This is a genomic window from Clostridium sartagoforme (assembly GCF_039521405.1).
Taxonomy (GTDB): domain Bacteria; phylum Bacillota; class Clostridia; order Clostridiales; family Clostridiaceae; genus Clostridium; species Clostridium sartagoforme.
Window position 1 is genome coordinate 128,040 of sequence record NZ_BAAACH010000011.1, and the last position, 21,091, is coordinate 149,130.

At 28.5% G+C, this 21,091-nt stretch carries 15 protein-coding genes; all 15 read left to right on the forward strand.

The window, feature by feature from the left end; all coding sequences use genetic code 11:
- The first annotated feature begins 6 nt into the window (after positions 1 to 6).
- Entirely contained in the window at positions 7 to 1,632 is a 1,626-nt protein-coding gene (gene groL / locus ABDZ60_RS04315; RefSeq protein ID WP_047000092.1) for a chaperonin GroEL, read from the forward strand.
- A 164-nt stretch (positions 1,633 to 1,796) separates the two neighbouring features.
- Positions 1,797 to 2,213, forward strand: a complete 417-nt coding sequence (locus tag ABDZ60_RS04320) for a type II secretion system protein (RefSeq protein WP_343776324.1) — start codon at positions 1,797 to 1,799, stop codon at positions 2,211 to 2,213.
- Positions 2,214 to 2,704: 491 nt separating this feature from the next.
- Positions 2,705 to 3,454, forward strand: a complete 750-nt coding sequence (locus tag ABDZ60_RS04325; protein ID WP_343776326.1) for a prepilin peptidase — start codon at positions 2,705 to 2,707, stop codon at positions 3,452 to 3,454.
- Positions 3,455 to 3,591: 137 nt separating this feature from the next.
- Complete coding sequence (locus tag ABDZ60_RS04330) at positions 3,592 to 5,283, forward strand: GspE/PulE family protein (protein ID WP_343776328.1); 1,692 nt, start codon at positions 3,592 to 3,594, stop codon at positions 5,281 to 5,283.
- Positions 5,284 to 5,299: 16 nt separating this feature from the next.
- A complete protein-coding gene (locus tag ABDZ60_RS04335; RefSeq protein WP_343776330.1) occupies positions 5,300 to 6,502 on the forward strand; it encodes a type II secretion system F family protein in 1,203 nt (400 codons plus the stop codon).
- Positions 6,503 to 6,820: 318 nt separating this feature from the next.
- Positions 6,821 to 7,237: a prepilin-type N-terminal cleavage/methylation domain-containing protein gene (locus ABDZ60_RS04340; RefSeq protein WP_343776332.1), complete on the forward strand. Its 417-nt coding sequence runs from the start codon at positions 6,821 to 6,823 to the stop codon at positions 7,235 to 7,237.
- 134 nt (positions 7,238 to 7,371) lie between these two features.
- A complete protein-coding gene (gene pilM / locus ABDZ60_RS04345; protein WP_343776334.1) occupies positions 7,372 to 8,568 on the forward strand; it encodes a type IV pilus assembly protein PilM in 1,197 nt (398 codons plus the stop codon).
- Positions 8,569 to 8,580: 12 nt separating this feature from the next.
- A complete protein-coding gene (locus ABDZ60_RS04350; RefSeq protein ID WP_343776336.1) occupies positions 8,581 to 9,129 on the forward strand; it encodes a PilN domain-containing protein in 549 nt (182 codons plus the stop codon).
- Between the two features lies 1 nt (position 9,130).
- Positions 9,131 to 10,357 carry a type 4a pilus biogenesis protein PilO gene (locus ABDZ60_RS04355; RefSeq protein ID WP_343776338.1) on the forward strand — a complete coding sequence of 409 codons (1,227 nt, stop codon included), beginning with the start codon at positions 9,131 to 9,133 and terminating at the stop codon, positions 10,355 to 10,357.
- A 9-nt stretch (positions 10,358 to 10,366) separates the two neighbouring features.
- Positions 10,367 to 11,272, forward strand: a complete 906-nt coding sequence (locus ABDZ60_RS04360; RefSeq protein ID WP_343776340.1) for a type IV pilus modification PilV family protein — start codon at positions 10,367 to 10,369, stop codon at positions 11,270 to 11,272.
- Between the two features lie 22 nt (positions 11,273 to 11,294).
- Positions 11,295 to 13,370 carry a hypothetical protein gene (locus ABDZ60_RS04365; protein WP_343776342.1) on the forward strand — a complete coding sequence of 692 codons (2,076 nt, stop codon included), beginning with the start codon at positions 11,295 to 11,297 and terminating at the stop codon, positions 13,368 to 13,370.
- Between the two features lie 5 nt (positions 13,371 to 13,375).
- The gene (locus ABDZ60_RS04370; RefSeq protein WP_343776344.1) at positions 13,376 to 13,984 is read left to right on the forward strand and encodes a pilus assembly FimT family protein; all 609 of its coding nucleotides are present in this window, start codon (positions 13,376 to 13,378) and stop codon (positions 13,982 to 13,984) included.
- Between the two features lie 17 nt (positions 13,985 to 14,001).
- Positions 14,002 to 16,830 carry a vWA domain-containing protein gene (locus ABDZ60_RS04375; protein ID WP_343776346.1) on the forward strand — a complete coding sequence of 943 codons (2,829 nt, stop codon included), beginning with the start codon at positions 14,002 to 14,004 and terminating at the stop codon, positions 16,828 to 16,830.
- Between the two features lie 430 nt (positions 16,831 to 17,260).
- A complete protein-coding gene (gene kdpA / locus ABDZ60_RS04380; protein WP_343776348.1) occupies positions 17,261 to 19,000 on the forward strand; it encodes a potassium-transporting ATPase subunit KdpA in 1,740 nt (579 codons plus the stop codon).
- Between the two features lie 16 nt (positions 19,001 to 19,016).
- Positions 19,017 to 21,083: a potassium-transporting ATPase subunit KdpB gene (gene kdpB / locus ABDZ60_RS04385; RefSeq protein ID WP_047000121.1), complete on the forward strand. Its 2,067-nt coding sequence runs from the start codon at positions 19,017 to 19,019 to the stop codon at positions 21,081 to 21,083.
- Positions 21,084 to 21,091: the final 8 nt, after the last annotated feature.

A 21,091-nucleotide genomic window follows, 5' to 3' on the forward strand; every position in this document is an offset into this window, starting at 1 on the left:
AAAGTTATGGCAAAGATGATTAAATTTAGCGAAGATGCAAGAAGATCAATGCAAATTGGTGTTGATACATTAGCAGATACAGTTAAGGTTACTTTAGGACCAAAAGGAAGAAATGTAGTTTTAGATAAAAAGTTTGGAGCACCGCTTATTACAAATGATGGTGTTTCTATAGCAAGAGAAATAGAGTTAGAAGATCCATATGAAAATATGGGAGCACAATTAGTTAAAGAAGTTGCAACAAAAACTAATGATGTTGCAGGGGATGGTACTACAACAGCAACTCTTTTAGCGCAAGCAATCATAAGAGAAGGATTAAAAAATGTAACAGCTGGAGCAAATCCAATACTAATTAGAAATGGTATTAAAATGGCAGTTGATAAGGCTGTAGAAGAAATTAAAAAGATTTCTAAACCTGTTAATGGTAAAGAAGATATAGCTAGAGTTGCAGCTATTTCAGCATCAGATGAAGAAGTTGGTAAGTTAATATCAGATGCTATGGAAAAGGTAGGTAACGAAGGAGTTATAACTGTTGAAGAATCAAAATCAATGGGAACTGAATTAGATGTAGTTGAAGGTATGCAGTTTGATAGAGGATATGTGTCAGCTTACATGGTAACAGATACTGAAAAAATGGAAGCTGTTTTAGATAATCCAGTAATTCTTATAGCAGATAAGAAAATTTCTAATATCCAAGAATTACTTCCAATACTTGAACAAATAGTTCAACAAGGTAAAAAATTACTTATTATAGCTGAAGATGTTGAAGGCGACGCAATGACTACATTAGTAGTTAATAGATTAAGAGGAACATTCACATGTGTAGCTGTAAAAGCACCAGGCTTTGGAGATAGAAGAAAAGAAATGCTTCAAGATATAGCTGTTTTAACAGGTGGTACAGTAATATCAGAAGAACTTGGTATAGACATAAAGGAAGTAACTTTAGATATGCTTGGACAATGTGAAAGTGTTAAAGTTACTAAAGAAAATACCACAATAGTTAATGGAAAAGGAAATAGCGAAGCTATTAAGGAAAGAGTTTCACAAATAAGAGCTCAAATAGAAGAAACATCTTCAGAATTTGATAAAGAAAAATTAACAGAAAGATTAGCAAAACTTGCAGGTGGAGTTGCAGTAATTAAAGTTGGTGCAGCAACAGAAACAGAATTAAAAGAAAAGAAATTAAGAATTGAAGATGCTTTAGCAGCAACAAAAGCAGCTGTTGAAGAAGGTATAGTACCAGGTGGTGGAGCTGCATATGTAAATATAATTAATGAAGTAACTAAGGTAACTTCAGATGTAGCAGATACTCAAGTTGGTATTAATATAATTGTAAGATCATTAGAAGAACCAATGAGACAAATTGCAATAAATGCAGGAGTTGAAGGTTCAGTTATTATAGATCATGTTAAGGGACGTGAAGCAGGAGTTGGATATGATGCTTTAAATGGAAATTATACTGATATGATTAAAGCTGGTATAGTAGATCCAACTAAGGTTACAAGATCAGCACTTCAAAATGCTGCATCAGTAGCATCAACATTCTTAACAACAGAAGCTGCTGTTGTTGATATTCCACAAAAGGAATCACCAATGCCAGGAGCTCCAGGAATGGGAATGGACGGAATGTACTAAAATTAATAAAATAGGAACTTAGATTTTACTAAGTTCCTATTTTTTTTTATAATTGTAGTGATATAATTTATTAAGTAAATATAAGATATTAAATAAGTAAAGGAACCATAGTAATAACTAGTATAATACTATTTAATATTAATATAAGTTGGAGAGGTAGTATCATGACCAAATATAGTAAGAAGAAAAAAAAGAAATATAAGTTCACTATAATTGAAATAACCACATTAATAGTGTTAATAATAGCATTAATAGCTGTATTAATACCTAATTTTAAAAAGTATTCAGTTGATACAAAGAAAGTAGAAGTAAAGAGCGCAATACAAGATTTTATAATGGCAGTAGAAATTGCGAAGATAAAAGATGATATTGAGATTTTAGATTCAGAGTCTATTAAATCAATGGAAGATAATAATGATAAGATTTTAGGTATAATAAAAAACTATATTGATGATTCAAAAAAAATAGAAAAAATAAAATATCTAAAGATAGAAGAAGCTAAAGAAATAATAAATAATTCAACAGATTTTGAAATAGATAAAGAAGGAAACTTTTTAAGAATAATTAATGAAAAGGAATAGATGTCAGGGAGCAGGGGACAGGTTTTTAGTTCACAGTGCACAAGGCACAGTTCACAGCTTGATTTAGGTAACAGGTGTCAGGTAACAAGGCAGGGAACAGGTAACAAGAGAAGGTAGAATAACTGTGGAAAACTTGAATAAATATCAATAATTGCTATGTGAAATTTGAATTAGTGTTAAACACTCTTTGTTCAAACGTAGTTTAAAGATTTTTTCTTTAAATTTTTATTGTTTCCTTTTAGGTTTTATTAAGGTGTATATTACCACTATGTATAAGTAAATTGATATAATATAATATTCTTAAGAACTATATAAGAATTTTAATTAGAGAATAATAAATACAATTTAGTGATTAAAAAACAGAATAAACATAAACTGATTCTGTGAGAATGATATCCAGTTTATTACATAAATATTAAATTTTAAAAGGAAATGGGTATATAATGTAGAATTTATATTAATAGATTTTAAATAATTTATTGGAGGTATTAATGGGAATATTTGTATTTATAATAGGGTTAAGTATAGGTAGTTTTTTAAATGTTTGTATATATAGGATTCCTAGGGAAGAATCTATATCATTTCCACCATCACATTGTACAACTTGTGGTTATAATCTCAGAGCATATGACTTAGTTCCAATACTAAGTTATTTATTTTTAAGAGCAAGGTGTAGAAAGTGCGGTGAGAAAATATCATTAAGATATCCATTGATAGAAATTTTAAATGGATTAATATATTTATTTATATTTATTAAATTTGGAATAAGCTTAAATTTTATATTTTATAGTTTACTATCATCCTTACTAATTGTTATTTCTTTTATAGATTTAGATAGTAAATATATATATACTTCAAATACTATTTTAGGCGCAGTAATTGGATGTATTTATATATTAGTAGGATCATATATTGGAGAGGTTAATATTATAAATAACTTACTAGGTGGAATTATAGGATATGCAATTATTTATCTAATAGTTATAGCCACAAATGGTATGGGGCAAGGAGATGCGGAAATAGCTGGTATTTGTGGACTCTTTTTAGGTATTAAAGGAATTTTAGTAACTCTTTTTATTTCTATAATATTAGGAGGATTAGTTGGGATTATAATACTTTTATTTAAATTAAAAGATAAGAAATCAGAAATAGCTTTTGGACCATATATAGCTATAGCAGCTGTTATATGTATATTTTATGGACATGAAATATTGTCGTTATATCTAAGTTTTTTTTATTAATAAAGTGAATTAAATTAAAAGTGATATTCAGATTGAAAAAACAATAAAGCTATATTAATATTAGAATAAACAAATAATGGGCAAAAAAGGAAGATTTTTTAAAAATATAATTAAAATTAAACTACGGAGGGGAGTTTATGGCTATAGTTCAAAAGAAAAGACTTGGTGACATCCTGGTAATGGCAGAAAAAATAACTCCTTTTCAACTTCAAAATGCATTGAAAACTCAAAAAATTTTAGGTAAGAAGTTGGGAGAAGTGCTGATTGAAAGTGGTGTTGTATCTGAAGAAGATATTATAAATGCCATAGAAGCACAAACAGGCATAAAAAAGATAGATTTAAATAATGTTGCTTTTGATAAAAGAGCAATTAAGATAGTACCTCAAAATCTTTGCAATAAATATAATTTAATTGCATTTGGATTTGAAGAAGATAAAATAATGGTTGCATTATCGGATCCATTAAATATATTTGCTATAGATGATATTTCTATATCAACAGGATTAAGTGTTAAGACTTTTATAGCTCCTAAAAGGGATATTGATAAATTTGTTAAAATAAATTATAGCAGTGAAGAAGTTAATAAAGCTGCAGAAGAGCTTTTAAAAGAAAGTTTAGAAGCAAAGAATATATCATTAGATGTGGAAGAAATTGATGACGTAAAGAATGCTCCAGTTGTTAAAATGATTGAATACTTATTTAGGAATTCAGTAGAAATGAGAGCGTCAGATATACATATAGAACCATATGAAAAGGAGATTAGAATAAGATATAGAATTGATGGTGAATTAACAACTGTTAATACATTAGGAATAGAAAGTTTAGCTCCATTAATAACAAGAATAAAAATTTTAGCAAACTTGAATATAGCAGAAAAAAGAGTACCACAGGATGGAAGAATAATAACTAAAGTTGGAAATACGGATGTAGATCTTAGAGTATCTGTACTTCCGATTGTAAATGGAGAAAAAGTAGTTATTAGAATTTTAAATAGAGATAGTTATAAGGTTGGAAAAGAAAGTCTTGGATTAAGTAAAGAAAATCTTAGGAAATTAAACAATATAATCTCTAGTCCTCATGGAATAGTATTAGTAACAGGGCCAACAGGAAGTGGAAAATCAACAACACTTTATACTATATTAAGTGAACTTAATTCTAATAATGTAAATATAGTAACAATAGAAGATCCTGTTGAATACACATTAAATGGAATTAATCAAGTTAATGTAAATACAAAGGCTGGGTTAACCTTTGCAAGTGGACTTAGAAGTATATTAAGACAAGATCCAGATATAGTTATGATTGGAGAAATAAGAGATGAAGAAACTGCGCAAATAGCTATAAAGGCTGCTATAACAGGGCATCTAGTGCTAAGTACATTACATACTAATGATGCACCATCTTCAATGACTAGATTAGTTGATATGGGAGTTGAGCCGTATTTAGTTGCTACTTCAATTTCAGGAATCATAGCTCAAAGATTAGTAAAAAAAATATGTAATAATTGCAAAGAAGAATACATGGCATCTGATTATGAAAAATCAATATTTAATGTTGATAGTAAGGAAGTTCTAAAATTATATCGTGGTAAGGGATGTGGACATTGTAATAATACTGGATATAATGGGCGAATAGGTGTATATGAAATAATGGAAATAACAAGAGAGCATAGAGATGCAATTAACAAAACGAGAGATTCCAATATTTTAATGGATATATCAATGAAGCATGGTATGACAACACTTGCAGAGGAGTGTAAAAGGTTAGTTCTAAATGGCACAACAACTATACAAGAACTTGCAACTGTAACATTACTAAGGGATATATAAGGGGTGATAAGAAGTTATGAAAAATTATAAATATAGGGCTATGAAGAGTGATGGAACTAAAATAGAAGGAAAATTCGAAGGTAGTTCAAAAGATGATGTAATAAATATGATAACTTCAAGTGGATATTATCCTTTAAAGGTAGAAGAAATAGTTGAAAGCAAGTCAATAGAGTTTAAGCTATTTGAGAAAATAACAACAAAGGATTTAGCAATATTTTGCAGACAATTTTATACTATGTTAGATGCAGGTGTAACAATAACTAATTGTATAAATATTTTATCAAAGGAAATACCAAATAAGAAATTAAGAGAAATTTTATCAACTATTGAGGATGATGTTAAAAAAGGAGAACTTTTATCAGAATCAATGGCTAAGCACAGTAAGCATTTTCCTCAACTTTTAATAAGTATGGTAGAGTCTGGTGAAGTTAGTGGAAATATTGATGAAATGATGCTTAGAATGTCTGTACATTTTGAGAAAGAAAATAAAATAAATAATAAAGTTAAGTCAGCAATGACATATCCAACTGTACTTAGTATAGTTGCACTGGTAGCAGTTATGTTTATAATGACTTTCGTAATGCCAACCTTTGTGGAAATGTTTGAAGGCGAAGGTATAACCCTTCCTTTGATAACAAGATTTATGCTTGGCACAAGTAAATTTCTAAGCAATAACTTAATTATCATAATACTAACAATAGTAATCATGGTAATACTTTTTAATATTTATAAAAAAAGTTCAAATGGAGTAGTAACTATAAGCAATTTAAAATTAAGGCTTCCTATTATAGGAAATTTAAATAAAAAAATAATAGTATCTAGATTTACAAGAACTTTATCTACCTTATTAGCATCAGGAGTTTCTTTAGTACAAGCACTGCCGACTGTTGCAGGAGTACTAGAAAATAAAGTAGCAGAAGATGCAATTTTAAGAATAAGAGAAAGAGTTGTAAGAGGCGATGGATTGAGTACTCCTATAAGAGAAAATGATATTTTCCCTAAAATGCTATCTTCAATGATAAAAATAGGAGAAGAATCAGGCTCACTAGATGATATCCTAAACAAAACAGCAGACTTTTATGATGATGAGGTTGAACAAGCTATTCAAACAACAACTTCATTAATAGAGCCGCTACTAATAGTTATTATGGGAGTAGTAATTGGAGGAATAGTAATTTCAATAATGCTTCCAATGTTTGATATGTACACTCAGATGTAAAAGTGCAAAGCACTTTTTAGTTCACAATTCACAGTGCACAGAGCACAGTTAGTTATTTTATAGATAACAGGGAATAGGTGGCAGGTAATGGGTAACGGGTGTCAGGTAACAGGTAACAGGTAACAGGTGTCAGGTAATAGGTAACAAGGCTTTTAAATTATAAATTTAAAAGCTGAGTAAAACTGTGAATTGTGCACTGACAACTGTGCACTGAATAAAGCCGTGAACTGCGAATTGTGCACTGTGAACTGGTTTAAACAATGTTTATATTTAAAAATTAATATAAAGCTATAAGCAAAAATAAAAGGAGGATTTATTATGATTAAGAACACTAACAACAAAAAGAAAAAGAAGGGGTTTACCCTTATTGAACTTATTATAGTTATAGCAATTATTGCTATACTAGCAGCAATAGCTATTCCTAAATTTGGGGAAGTTAGAAAAAATGCAAATGTAAAATCAGATGTGGCTAATGCTAAAACTATAGCCAATGCTGTTACTGCATTGATAGCAGAAGATAAATTAACAGTACCAACTACTACGGCTCTTACAATTGATTCTACAGAAGACGATGAAGATTCAGGAAAGATTGAAGCATATCTTCAAAATGTACCAACAGTAAAAAGTGTTTCAGGAACAACTAATTTTACAGTTGAAATAAAAGCTGGTGGTGGGGTAATTGTAAAAGGAGGAGATATAACATTCTTCCCAGCTACAGCTACTGATGTTGACTAATATATAAGTTAAAAGCAAAATGCAGGTTCAATCTGCATTTTGCTTATATTAAAAAGATTTTTAGGTTATCTAAAAATCAACAATAATTGTTAATCGTTAATTGTTAATTATCAATTGTAAAATGGGGTGATTTAATGCCAAGTAAAAAATTCGACTTATCGAAGCTTAAGGAAATAAGTAGTATGGACGTAAAGGACATAGGAAAACTTTTTAAAAAAGATAAGTCTGAGGAGATAAACTCTTCTTATGAAGTAAATAAGGTTGAAAAAAAGGGTAGGCTTAAGGAAAAATCTAGGCCTGTTTTATCTATAGATTTAGGAACTAATTTTATAAAGGTAGCTGAAGGTAAGTATCAAAAAGATAAGCTAAATTTAAATAAGGTTGTTCAAATACCAACACCAGAAGGCTGTATTGCTGATGGAAAAATAATAAATGCTCAAGCTATTATAGATGTATTAAGCTTTTTAATAAAGGAAAATAGTATAAGAGCTAAGGATGTTATTTTTACAACTAATTCATCCTCAATAATAAATAGAGATATTTTAATACCTGTAGTTCAAGAAGAGGAAATGGAAACTGTTATAAGATATGAAATACAACAATATTTACCCATAAATTTAGATGACTATATAATTCAATTTATAGTTTTAGATGAAATTGTTGATGATACAGGTGCAAAGTTAAAAATCAATGTAACTTCATTTCCAGAAAGAATGGCTAATACCTATTATAACGTAGTAAATGCCTTAGAATTAAATCCATATGCTTTAGATGTAACTTATAATTCAATAAATAAATTAGCTAACTATTCAAAATATACATCAAATAACGGACAAATTATAGGAGGTACTGTTGCTTTTGTTGATATGGGAGCTACCTCTATTAATGTGGCAATATTTAAAAATGGTAAATTGGATTTCACAAGAATGATAAAATCTGGTGGAGATAATATAGATTATGCATTAAGCCAAAGTTTAAATATGTCAATAAAATCAACAGAATCTTTAAAGATAAAAGATGGAGATTTATTAAGAAATAGCGAAGAAGATATTTTAAATTTAACTATAAGAAAATCTGTTGATGATATACTAGAAGAATTGGAAAGAATACTTCAGTTCTACAGTAATAAATCAAATACAACTATAGATAAGATTTATATTTACGGAGGAACTTCTAACTTAAAAAATATAGAACTGTATATTAAAAATAAACTTAATATTGCTGTAGATAATATAGAAGATATTCCTAATATAGATTTTACATCTAAGGATTTAATTAATGAAAATCTTGGACAGTATTTAAATGCTATAAGCGCTATTATAAGATTATAGGAGGGACATTATATGATAAGAGATATGAACTTTTTTTCACCTTATCAGGGACAGAAAAAAGAACAAAAAAATAAAAATATTTATGTTTACTCCATGGCAGGTTTTTTATCTGTGGTTATAATTGGGACATTAACTTGGAACAGTACAAATATCCTACTGCTTAATAATAAGATAAAAAATTACAATGAAAAGTTAGAACAACAAGATATAAAAGAAAAAATTTCTAAATGGGATGATATAAGTAAAAAAAATGATATATTAACAAAATATGATACTGAGCTTAGTAAAATAGTCTATGCTTTAAATACAAGAGAAGTAGTAACGACTGATTTACTAGATAAACTAAGTTCAAGTTTACCAACAGAAGTAACTTTCAATAGTATAAACATAACTAATACAGAAGTTTCTATTCAAGCTGTTTCAACAAATAGGGTTGCAATAGGAGAAATAGAACATAACTTAAAAAAATTAAATATTATACAAGATGTATATATTGGCGGAATATCAGGGGATGAGCAATATACCTTTGATATAAAATGTGTATTAAAGGATGTTGAATAATATGAATATAAGTAAGAGGGAAAAATATTTAATAGGAATTCTGTTAGCTGTATTAATATGTTTTGTTTATTATCAATTTATTTATGTTAATCAAGTTGAAAAGTTAAATAATAAAAGAGCAGAAAAAAATCAAGTTGAGCAAAGATATAATGAAGTAATGGCTGCTATAGCTAATTTAGATTCTAAAGAAGAAAGTTTAAAGATATTAAAAGCAACAGTATTAGATAAATCTAAAAGGTTATATCCAACTATTATGCAAGAAAAGATCATAATAGAATTAGACAAGCTATTAACTGATAGTAGACTTAAAGGAAATATTGCATTTAGTCCTATAGAAGTAGCATCAGTAGAAAAAATGGTATCTCCAGAAGTGCAAAAAACAGAAAGCTCTTTAAAGGCTTTAGTAGATGAATATAATGGAAGTACTAGTAATGAAGCAACTGCAAATGGTGTAGAACAACAATCTCAAAGTAATACTTCAGAAAATGGTGCAACATCAGAACAACTTAAAGTTGCAATAAACTTCTCTGGAAATTATGAAGCACTAAAAACCTTTATTGCTTCAGTACAAAATTATGAAAGAAAAGTAGTAATTACTAATATATCAATATCATCAAAATCCCAAGAAGAATTAACTGGAGTTATGAATTTAGAATTTCATGCAGTTCCTAAATTATCTGATGAAGATATGGAATATTTAATATGGACATTAAATAATGTATATGGAAAGGAAGTTCTATTTAGTAGTGGAGCAGCAAGTGGCGCTTATGCCTCTACTATAGAAGAGCAAAGCAATGAAAAAGATGTTAATGACTTTGTAATGATGCTTAGATCATCTACATCAGAATTGCCTACAGTAACAATAGGAAAAGCTAAGGATGACTCAAGAGAAAGTTATATTTATTCAGACAATGATAAAATAGAAGAAGTAGAAATAGCCTTTGATGAGATAGATGGAAAAATATATTATAAATATAAAACATCATCATCATATTATCCTAAAGATAACTCATCACAAGGGAAGGAATTCACTTCAAAATCAAAAGACATAGTTTTTGAAATATTAAGCGAAAAAAGATCAGGAACTTCTGATAATTCAGGGATAAAGTTAAAGGTTATAAATAATACAGATAAAAATGTTGAGATAATAGTTAAAGATGATGATACTTCAAATCCTAGAGTTACAGTAACAAGCGAAGGTTATACTGTAAATGTAACTAAAAAGTAGGTGTCAGTAATGAAAAATAATAAACTTAAAGCAAAAAAAGGGATGACATTAATTGAGGTAATAATTAGTGTTACCCTTTTATCAATATTAATAGTGCCTTTATCAGGTCTTGTAATGTCAAGCTTAAAGAATAATAAGGATTCAGAGTATAGACAAAAGGCAAGTTATGTAGGGCAAAAAGTGCTAGAAGAATTAAAGGCTTACGATAAAATAATTTTAAAAAATGATGCTGGGGAAGGATATTTTCAACTTTTAGATGGTGATAAAATAGTTAAAGACTTAACTGGAAATACTTTTGTAGGAGATTTTGAAAGAACCATATATGGAAGTCCTTTAGAGCCTGAAAGTTCAAATGAAAGAATTTACAAAGTTAATGTAGAAATACAAAAAGATATTAATTTTCAATATGATGATAATAATAATTTAAGTGAATATAATAATGCTGATTTTAGACTTAACTTTTTAAGAGAAAATGGAGTTGATAAAATACAATTAGCTTCCAATATAGCTAATAGTAGTTCAATTGATAATGAAGATATAATGATTGAACTAAGTAATAATCTTAACTTAAAAGTTTATAAAAAAAATAATAAGAGTCCAATTATAGATAATACAAAAGTAGCACCAATTAATAATAAACTTCTTTTATATCTTGATAGTACTTATACTAAGAATACAAATATAGAAATAAAGAATGATACAAGTAATACTATTGAGATATATCTTATTAAAAATAAGGGTACATTAGGGAAGTTAAATTTATATTCAAGTAAAGGAAAGATAATTCTTTATGAAGAAAATGAAGTAGATAAAAATCAAATTGCTAATATGTATAACTATAAGGTTACAGTAAAAGATAATGATGAGAACATATTATTTGAAGGATCTTCAAGTAAAAACTTATATATAGAATAAATTTATGGGTGGTGAATTAGAGGTGAAAAAAAGAAAAAAGAAAAAAGCTTCAACCTTTGTAATAGTGGTTGTAGTAATGGCAGTTATATTTACAACTGGGACAACTATATTAGCAGTTACAGCAAATGATTATAAAATGAGAATAAATGAAAGTAAAAAACTTCAAAATCTTTATGAAGCAGATTCAGGATTAGATGTAGTTGAAAATATAATAATAAAAACCTCACAAGAAGCCATAAAATATGCAGATAAAGAAGTTAAAAAGGAATTTACAAAATTAGATGATAAAGATAGAAGTAAAGATAAGATAAATGAATTATTTAAAGATAAATTTTATGAATTTTTAATCACAAAAAATAAACAAACAATTAATGTTAATAATGTACCTAAAAATGTTGATATTTTAGAATATTTAATTTTAGAAAGGAAGTATATAAAATCAATACTTGAAAGCGGTACATTACAATTTGAATCAGCTATAAGTGATAGAGAAAATAGCTTTATAATTGAAATACCAGAAGGCGGATATATTAAAAACACTAATAATGGAAAAGTAAGTAATATAACTATAGAGTTAAAATCAACCTTTGAAAATAGCGAAGGTGAGCTTAAAAATAAGAAAACTGTTACTACAAAATATGTAGTAACAGCGCCAGATTATAATTCAGAGATAACTTCAATAAACATATATCCTGTTTTTGATGGCAAAGCCATAACTGCAGATGGTAACATGGATTTATCAAATGGAAATTTAACAATAAACGGAGATATATGGGTTAAAGGAAATGAAAATTTAGGTGATAATCCAGAATACACATTTGAAAAGTATAAAGGTGGAATAAAATTAGAAAATACAAAGTTCAATATAAATGGAAATATATATACTTCAAATACATTTCATTTAAACAACGCAGTAAGTGAAGCATCAGTAGATGGAGACATATATGCTAAAAATATTTATGTAGGTAAATCTATAAATTCTAATGTTTCACAATCTAATAATATATCTTTTGAAAAGAATGTTATTGTAAATAATGATTTAGCTTTAAATGCAACAAATAGTAATATAATGATAAAAAATAATTTTTATGGAATTAATGAAAAGACAGCAGAAGTTTTAACAGCAAATAAAGCTTTAAATTCAAGTAGTATAATTGTAAATGATACAAGTAAAACTTCAACAATAACAGTAAATAAAGATTCGTATATTATGGGAGTTGCTTATTTAAATGCAACAGATGAAAGTGGAAATAAATATCAAACAGGCGAGTCAGTAGCTGTAAAGGGAAATTACTTGGCATACACTGACGTTGAAGATATTTTAAATGGAAAAGATAATGTTTCTTTAAAGTATTATTCACCATTGCAATTATTAGAAAGTAAAAATGAACAATCTAATCCATCTATGAAGGCAGATTATTTTGCGGAGTATTATTCTAAAAATACTAATCATTACAAGTTTAATGATGGTGGAGTAAATCTTAAGGGAGCTGTTAAATCTGTTGGAACAAGTGTTAAAGATAGTAGTGGAAATATACAAAAATCTAATATAACAAGCGAAGATTTAAATTTAGTAAATGAGCAAAGAAATGAATTTGCTAGAAATGTATTTGCTATGGGAGATGCTACAGGATTTGAAAATTTATATAATGGTCAAGAAGTTAAAAGAACTGTTAGTAATCAAATAGATTTTGATAAAGTTAAAGATATAAATATCCAAGATATAAAAAGTGAAAATGGAGTAGTTATACTAAGGGGAAATAATGAAAATATAGTAATAGAAAATAACAAAATAGGTGATAAAGAAGTTAAAAAGGGCTTAATTATAACTAATGGAAATATAACTATAAAAGGAAATTTTGAATTTATAGGAAATATAATAACAGCAGGAAACATTAATTTTGAAGGTACTGGTGAAAGCAGTATAACCTATGATCCTCAAGTTGTAAGAGGTGTACTAGCTTTAAATTATGATATTTTAAAGGATGTATTTAATGAATCACAAGGTACAAGAGAAGAAATAAAGGTTACTTCAGCTTCAGAATTGTATAGTGCTGACAAATTCCTAGAAAGATCTTTATGGAGAATTGTTAAATAAAAGAGGTGGAATTATTGAGAAAAAGGACAAAAGGTTTTACTATATTAGAACTTATAATTACATTAAGTTTAACAGTTGTAGTTCTTGGAGTGGTGTATACTTTCTTCTTTAGTAATAGTAAAACATTAACAACTACAGAAATTAATTCTGACCTTCAATTAGAATCAGAGACAATTCAAAAAGAATTATTACTATATGGAACACAAGCAGAGGAAATTAGCAAACTTAATGATACTATGCTTATGGAGGCTAATAAATATAATTATGAAGGATTAATAACAGATAGTAATGGAAAATTAGATGTTACTGAATTAAGATTTAAAATAGGATTAGAATACTTCACATTTATATATAACGAGGGAAGTAGTACATTAACATTAAAAAAGGTTGATGCAAGTGGAGCTGAGATTTCAGATCCAAATTTAAGTCTTCCAAAGGTTTTATCATCTAATATTACTGAATTTAAGATTAGGCCAATAGATTATAGAATGAAGCCAACAGGAAATTTTAAAGAAACTACAGGACTTGAAATTTCATTAATTTTAAATAAGAAAAAAGGATATTCAGATGTAACTATGCCACTAAGTGTTATAGTTAAGTTTAGAAATAAGTGATATGGGGAGGGGATAAAATGATTAGTAAAAAGAAGTTTAAGATAATAAGCATTATGACAGTTTTATTTGTTATAACAACTTTAATATCCCTTAATAATATTAATGCAAAAGCAAGTAATATAGCATCAAAACCCAATTTTACAATTACAAATTTAAGTGCCACGCCAAACCCTGCAAAAGTAGGGGAAGATATATTAGTTTCAGGAAAGATAGTACCTGAAGACTTTGAAACAACTTCACAACCTAAGGAAATAGTTTTAGTCCTAGACACTTCTGGTAGTATGAGTGATAAAATTGTTTTAGAAGAAAAATGTACTGAAGAAAGAGGAACTTATTGGGTATGGGATGGTTTGTTTAGTGGACATTACGAATATGATTATTGTAGAACCCATAAGAAATCAGGGGAGCACAATAAAACAGTATCTAGTACTAAGATGGAAGAACTTAAAAAGGCCGCAAAATCATTTATTGAGGCTATGCAAGGTGTACCAAATTTAAAAATTGGAATAATAAAATATGCGTCAGATGCAACAATAGTATCAGATTTAAAAATTGCTAATGATTCATCATTAATTACTGCTATTAATGGATTGTATGCAAATGGTGGAACTAATATAAGAGAAGGATTAAGAAAAGCAACATATTTATTAGATAAGGGAAATAGTAGTGCAAATAAAACTGTAGTTTTAATGACAGATGGAAATCCAACATATTATTCTAAATATGATAAATTAGATGATACTAATCCAAGTAGATATGGTACTGGTAGTTCAACAAGTAATGAGACAATGACTTATACTAAAAATTTAGCTAAAGATCAAATAGGAGCTAGGCAATATAATGCTTATTCAATTGGTTATGGTCTAGATAGTTCAGGAAGCACATATTTAAAACAGATACATTCATCTATGAAGAATTTAGCAAGTAATATAGATCCAAATGAAAAGGATGGTTTCTTCTCAAAAAGTGATGGTTCAATAACTGAAATATTTAATGAAATAGCAGAAAATATAAAGAATAGCTATGAACTTAAAGAAGTTTCTTTAGATATAGATTTTAATCAATCATTTAACTTAAATATAGGTGGAAATGAAGTTAAAATTGGAAATATAATTTACAATAAGACATCTGAAGATAAAATAACAGGAAAAGTTAAATATCATGCAGAGCCTGTAAGTTTTAGTTTTATAGTAAAGGGAAGCCAAGTTGGGAACTTGCAATCCATATTGGATAGTATAGATATTAATTTTCTATTTGAAAATGAAAAGCTGACTATAAGCTCCAATGTAGATGTAAAAGTAGATATAATATCAAATGAATTACCTAATATTTCAGCTAAGCTTATAAGTGAAAATAAACTGGAAATTAAGAAAGATGAAGAAATAACTCTTAAATATGAGATAAGTCCACAGGATTTTGTATATAACAATTCATCTAATTCAGGAGATATAGATGTTGTTGTAATTGTAGAACTTGGTAGAAAACAAGGAAATTTAGATAGTTTAAAAAATGGTATTAAAAATAAGTTAACAGATCCATTTCAAAATGAAAAGAAGGCCAAGTTTTCTTTAATAACTTTTAATAATAATGAAACTAAAAAAGAGGCATCATTAAAAAGCTTTGAGAACTCAACCAACTATTATCATGATATTAGACTAACTATAGATAATTTAAAAGAGGGTAGTATATTTGAATCTTCAACAAAAGATATTAGTGAATCTTTAAATAATGCATATGAAGAGTTAGAAAGGAATTCTAGACCTACAGCAACAAAAAATATTGTAATAATATCTAATAATGATATTAACTATAATAAACAAGTTGCTAATAATATAAAGAGTAAAGGCTATAATATAGTAAGTTTATCTTTAGAGACCGAAAGTTTAGATAAAAATCTATACAAACTTCATAGTGATTTAGGTGGTAAATCTGATAGTATATTTAACATAAATAATGATTACAATAATATAAATAATTCCAGAATGGATTTAGTAAGAGAAAAAATAGTATCATATGCGGCAGCTAAACCTTATGAATTTAAGCCAGTTATAAACTTAAATATAGGAAGTAATTTTGAACCAGTATCAGGAATTGTAAGATCTACAGAAAGTGGTAAGCAGAATATAGGAATAGTAGAAATTCCAACTATAGTATATAATTTAACTCAAAATAATAATTATCATGCAGAAGGTAAGATACTAGAGATTAAATTAAAAGCCAATAATCTTGCAAGTGGAAGTTATTCTTTTGGTAGACAAGCAGATAATATTATGATATATAAAAGTATTTTAGGAAATCCTATTACAACTAATATAGTTACTCCTACAGTTACAGTAAAGCAAGAATTAAAAGATCTAACTCATGGTTTATATAATGGAATAGAAAATAATTCAATAAACATTCAACAAGGCAATGATAATTCAAGTTTTGAAATGGCTCAAGGATCAACAGTAACTTTTGGTTCTAAGTTTATAGTAGGTGGAAATAGTGTTGAACTTAACTTAAATATAGATAGCAAATTTAATACTGTAAATAGAAATGATATAAAAATTTATACAGTTTCAAAAGATTCATCTGGAAATATTAAGCTTATAGAGATATCTGATATCAATAAAAAAATAGATAGCTTAGGAGGAAATAACTTTAAATTATCTATTAATGACATTAAAGACAATGGATCAAATAATGATATAGAAATACTAGTTATTTATAAGGCAAGAATTAAAGAATCTAGTGAAAGTGAAACTTTAACCAATTCTATAGTAGCATCTAGTTTATCAAAGGATGTTAAAATAGGCACTACAAGTAAATCTGATGAGAAGCCAAATTTACCAGATTTATTTTAATTTAAAATTCAGAGCATAATTAGAGGAATATCTTCTTAATATGCTACCTATGTCAAGGACATTATAAAAAGGGGTTATTTACAAAGAAGATGATTTCTGTATTGGACAGGAGTCATCTTTTTTTATTTGATTTATATCTGTAATTATTATAATAAATTATAATTTATGATTTTAAGTTATTTATAGGAATTATATTTTTTAGTTTGGACAGAGTCTTTCAAAGGATATTGGAAAAAAGATTATTTTAAAATAATCTTTATACAATCTTAAAGTCATCCTGATTAATCCTAATACTATCTTTATATTGATTTTTATATAATTTTAGATAAAGGGGGAAGGAAATAATGATAGTTGTTACTAGTTTAATTGGTTTAGCAGCCTTATCGCTATTTGTTTATTTAACTTATATTTTATTAAGAGGTGATAATGAATGATTAACTTAATAATACAGTATTCATTATATTTGATAATTTTAGTTGTACTAGCTATTCCATTAGGAAAGTATATTGGGAAGGTAATGAATGGAGAAAAAGTTTTCTTAAGTAAAATATTAAATCTAATAGAAAACTTTATATACAAGATATTAAGAATAGATAAAGATGAGGAAATGAATTGGAAAAAGTATTCAGTTTCAATAATTGCCTTTAGTGTTATAGGATTTGTAATTTTATTTTTATTACAAATAGTACAAGGTATATTGCCTTTGAATCCTGAAGGAATTAAAGGAGTTACTTGGGATTTAAGTTTTAATACAACATCAAGTTTTGTAACTAATACAAATTGGCAATCTTATTCAGGAGAAAGTCAGTTAAGTTATCTAACTCAAATGCTCGGATTAACAGTTCAAAACTTTGTATCAGCAGCAGTAGGTATAGCAGTTTTATTTGCACTTATAAGAGGATTTACTAGAGTAAAAGGAAAGACTATAGGAAACTTCTGGGTAGATGCTACAAGAAGTATAGTTCATATTTTAATGCCATTATCAATAGTTGTGTCATTATTAATAGCATCTCAAGGCGTTGTGCAAAATTTTTCAGCATATCAAGAAGTTGATTTACTACAACCTATAACTCTTGAGGATGGAACGGTTATAACAAAACAAGTTGTACCTCAAGGACCAGCAGCAAGCCAAATTGCAATTAAGCAATTAGGAACTAATGGTGGTGGATTCTTTGGAGTTAACTCAGCTCATCCATTAGAAAATCCTACACCTTTTTCAAATGTAGTAGAAATGATATCAATATTATTAATTCCAGCAGCTTTATGCTTTACATTTGGAAGAAATATTAAGGATAAGAGGCAAGGTAGAGCAATATTTATTGCAATGTTTTTAATGTTAGTTATTGCTCTTTCAACAATAGCAGTAAATGAAGCTAATGCAACACCTCAGCTTACTCAAAATGGATTTATAGATGTGTCTACAATAGATCAAGCTGGTGGAAATATGGAAGGTAAAGAGACTAGATTTGGTATAGCTTCATCAGCTACATGGACAGCATTTACAACAGCAGCTTCTAATGGATCAGTAAATTCAATGCATGATAGTTATACTCCTTTAGGTGGAATGGTACCTATGTTACTTATGCAACTAGGTGAAGTTATATTTGGTGGAGTTGGTTGTGGATTATATGGAATGTTAGCCTTTGCAATAATAGCAGTATTTATGGCAGGTTTAATGGTTGGAAGAACTCCAGAATATTTAGGAAAGAAAATAGAACCATTTGAGATGAAGATGGCAATGTTAGTTTGTCTTGCAACACCAATTGCAACTTTAATAGGAAGTGGTATAGCAGCAGTAGTTCCAAGTGTATTAGATAGTCTTAATAACTCAGGTGCACATGGTTTCTCAGAAATGCTTTATGCGTATTCTTCAGCAGGTGGAAATAATGGATCAGCTTTTGCAGGCTTTGCAGCAAATACACCATTTATAAATGTTAGTATTGGATTAGTTATGTTATTTGCAAGATTTGTACCTATGATAGCAACACTTGCCATTGCAGGTTCATTAGTTAAAAAGAAGAAGGTAGCAGTAAGTGCAGGAACATTACCAACACATGATGCATTGTTTATAGGTCTTTTAGTGTTTGTAGTAATTTTAGTTGGAGCATTAAGTTTCTTTCCAGCAATTGCATTAGGACCAATAGCTGAATTCTTCCAAATGATAGGATAGAATGGGGGGGGAATATATGAAAAATAATAATAGTATTTTATCTGATAAGAAAATGGTAAAAAGAGCGATAAGGGATTCTTTTGTAAAGTTAAATCCTAAGATACAAAAAGAGAATCCTGTAATGTTTATAGTATATATAGCTTCTATTATAACAACTATTCTATATTTTGTAGCTTTACTTGGAATTAAAGATAATTCTCCAAGCTTCATATTAGGAATAACAGTTTTACTATGGTTTACAGTTTTATTTGCAAACTTTGCAGAAGCAATTGCAGAAGGACGTGGAAAGGCTCAAGCAGATGCATTACGTTCATCAAAAAAGGATGTTGTAGCAAGTAAAATACCATCAGCAAAAGAAAAAGATAAAGTTATGAAAGTAAATTCAACTGAACTTAAAAAAGGTGATATTGTTATTGTTTTTGCTGGAGAGCAAATTCCAGCAGATGGTGATGTTATTGATGGGGCAGCTTCAGTTGACGAAAGTGCAATAACAGGAGAGTCAGCCCCTGTTATTCGTGAAAGTGGTGGAGATAGAAGTGCAGTAACTGGTGGCACAACAGTAATTTCTGACTGGCTTGTAATTAAAGTAAGTAATGATCCAGGTGAAAGCTTTATGGATAAAATGATAGCTATGGTAGAAGGGGCGGCTAGAAAGAAAACACCAAATGAAAAAGCTCTTGAAATATTACTAGTATCACTTACGATAATTTTCCTTATAGTAACAGTTTCTTTATACACTTACTCAGTATTTATTTCTAATGAAGCAGGCATGGTAAATAATACTTCAATTACTTCATTAATTGCATTATTAGTTTGCTTGGCACCAACAACTATAGGAGCCTTATTATCAGCAATAGGTATAGCTGGGATGAGTAGATTAAACCAAGCAAATGTATTAGCTATGAGTGGTAGAGCAATAGAAGCAGCTGGGGATGTTGATATATTAATGTTAGATAAAACTGGAACAATAACCCTTGGAAATCGTCAGGCTAGTGAATTTATACCAGTTGATGGAGTAGATATAAAAGAATTAGCAGATGCAGCTCAATTAGCGTCTCTTGCAGATGAAACTCCAGAAGGAAGAAGCGTAGTAGTTCTAGCTAAAGAACAGTTTGGCATTAGAGGAAGAGATATGAGTAGTCTTAATGCAACTTTTATCGAATTTACAGCTAAAACTAGAATGAGTGGAGTAGATTTCAATGGAAATGAAATAAGAAAAGGAGCTTCAGATGCAGTTAAAAAATATGTTTTAGAAAAAGGAGGTTTCTTTTCAAAGGAATGTGAAGAAAAGGTTAAGGAAATAGCTAAGGTTGGGGGAACTCCTTTAGTTGTTGCTAAAAATAATAAGGTATTAGGAATAATACACTTAAAAGATATAGTTAAACAAGGAGTAAAAGAAAAATTTGCAGATCTTAGAAAAATGGGCATTAAAACTATAATGATAACTGGTGATAATCCACTTACTGCAGCAGCAATAGCAGCAGAAGCAGGAGTTGATGACTTCTTAGCAGAGGCAACACCAGAAGGAAAGCTAGATATGATAAAAGATTTCCAAAGGAAAGGTCATTTAGTTGCAATGACAGGTGATGGAACAAATGATGCCCCAGCCTTAGCACAAGCAGATGTTGCTGTTGCTATGAATACAGGAACTCAAGCAGCAAAGGAAGCCGGTAATATGGTTGATTTAGATTCATCACCAACTAAGCTTATAGAAATTGTTAGAATTGGTAAGCAACTTTTAATGACAAGAGGATCATTAACAACATTTAGTATTGCAAATGATATAGCAAAATACTTTGCTATAATACCACCATTATTTTTAGGTCTTTATCCTGAGCTACAAAAATTAAATATAATGAAGTTAAGTAGTCCAGAAAGTGCAATACTTTCAGCTGTTATATACAATGCTTTAATAATAATAGCACTTATTCCATTAGCATTAAAAGGTGTAAAATATAGAGAAGTTCCAGCTAGTAAGTTGTTATCAAGAAATCTTTTAGTATATGGTCTTGGAGGAATAATAGCCCCATTTGTAGCAATAAAGATTATTGATGTAATAATAACTGTACTTGGATTAGTATAATAGGAGGT

What these genes read in the sequence shown, in the direction of transcription:
- groL (WP_047000092.1), top strand. Translation starts at nt 7, where the DNA reads ATGGCAAAGATGATTAAATTTAGCGAAGATGCAAGAAGATCAATGCAA.
- ABDZ60_RS04320 (WP_343776324.1), top strand. Translation starts at nt 1,797, where the DNA reads ATGACCAAATATAGTAAGAAGAAAAAAAAGAAATATAAGTTCACTATA.
- ABDZ60_RS04325 (WP_343776326.1), top strand. Translation starts at nt 2,705, where the DNA reads ATGGGAATATTTGTATTTATAATAGGGTTAAGTATAGGTAGTTTTTTA.
- ABDZ60_RS04330 (WP_343776328.1), top strand. Translation starts at nt 3,592, where the DNA reads ATGGCTATAGTTCAAAAGAAAAGACTTGGTGACATCCTGGTAATGGCA.
- ABDZ60_RS04335 (WP_343776330.1), top strand. Translation starts at nt 5,300, where the DNA reads ATGAAAAATTATAAATATAGGGCTATGAAGAGTGATGGAACTAAAATA.
- ABDZ60_RS04340 (WP_343776332.1), top strand. Translation starts at nt 6,821, where the DNA reads ATGATTAAGAACACTAACAACAAAAAGAAAAAGAAGGGGTTTACCCTT.
- pilM (WP_343776334.1), top strand. Translation starts at nt 7,372, where the DNA reads ATGCCAAGTAAAAAATTCGACTTATCGAAGCTTAAGGAAATAAGTAGT.
- ABDZ60_RS04350 (WP_343776336.1), top strand. Translation starts at nt 8,581, where the DNA reads ATGATAAGAGATATGAACTTTTTTTCACCTTATCAGGGACAGAAAAAA.
- ABDZ60_RS04355 (WP_343776338.1), top strand. Translation starts at nt 9,131, where the DNA reads ATGAATATAAGTAAGAGGGAAAAATATTTAATAGGAATTCTGTTAGCT.
- ABDZ60_RS04360 (WP_343776340.1), top strand. Translation starts at nt 10,367, where the DNA reads ATGAAAAATAATAAACTTAAAGCAAAAAAAGGGATGACATTAATTGAG.
- ABDZ60_RS04375 (WP_343776346.1), top strand. Translation starts at nt 14,002, where the DNA reads ATGATTAGTAAAAAGAAGTTTAAGATAATAAGCATTATGACAGTTTTA.
- kdpA (WP_343776348.1), top strand. Translation starts at nt 17,261, where the DNA reads ATGATTAACTTAATAATACAGTATTCATTATATTTGATAATTTTAGTT.
- kdpB (WP_047000121.1), top strand. Translation starts at nt 19,017, where the DNA reads ATGAAAAATAATAATAGTATTTTATCTGATAAGAAAATGGTAAAAAGA.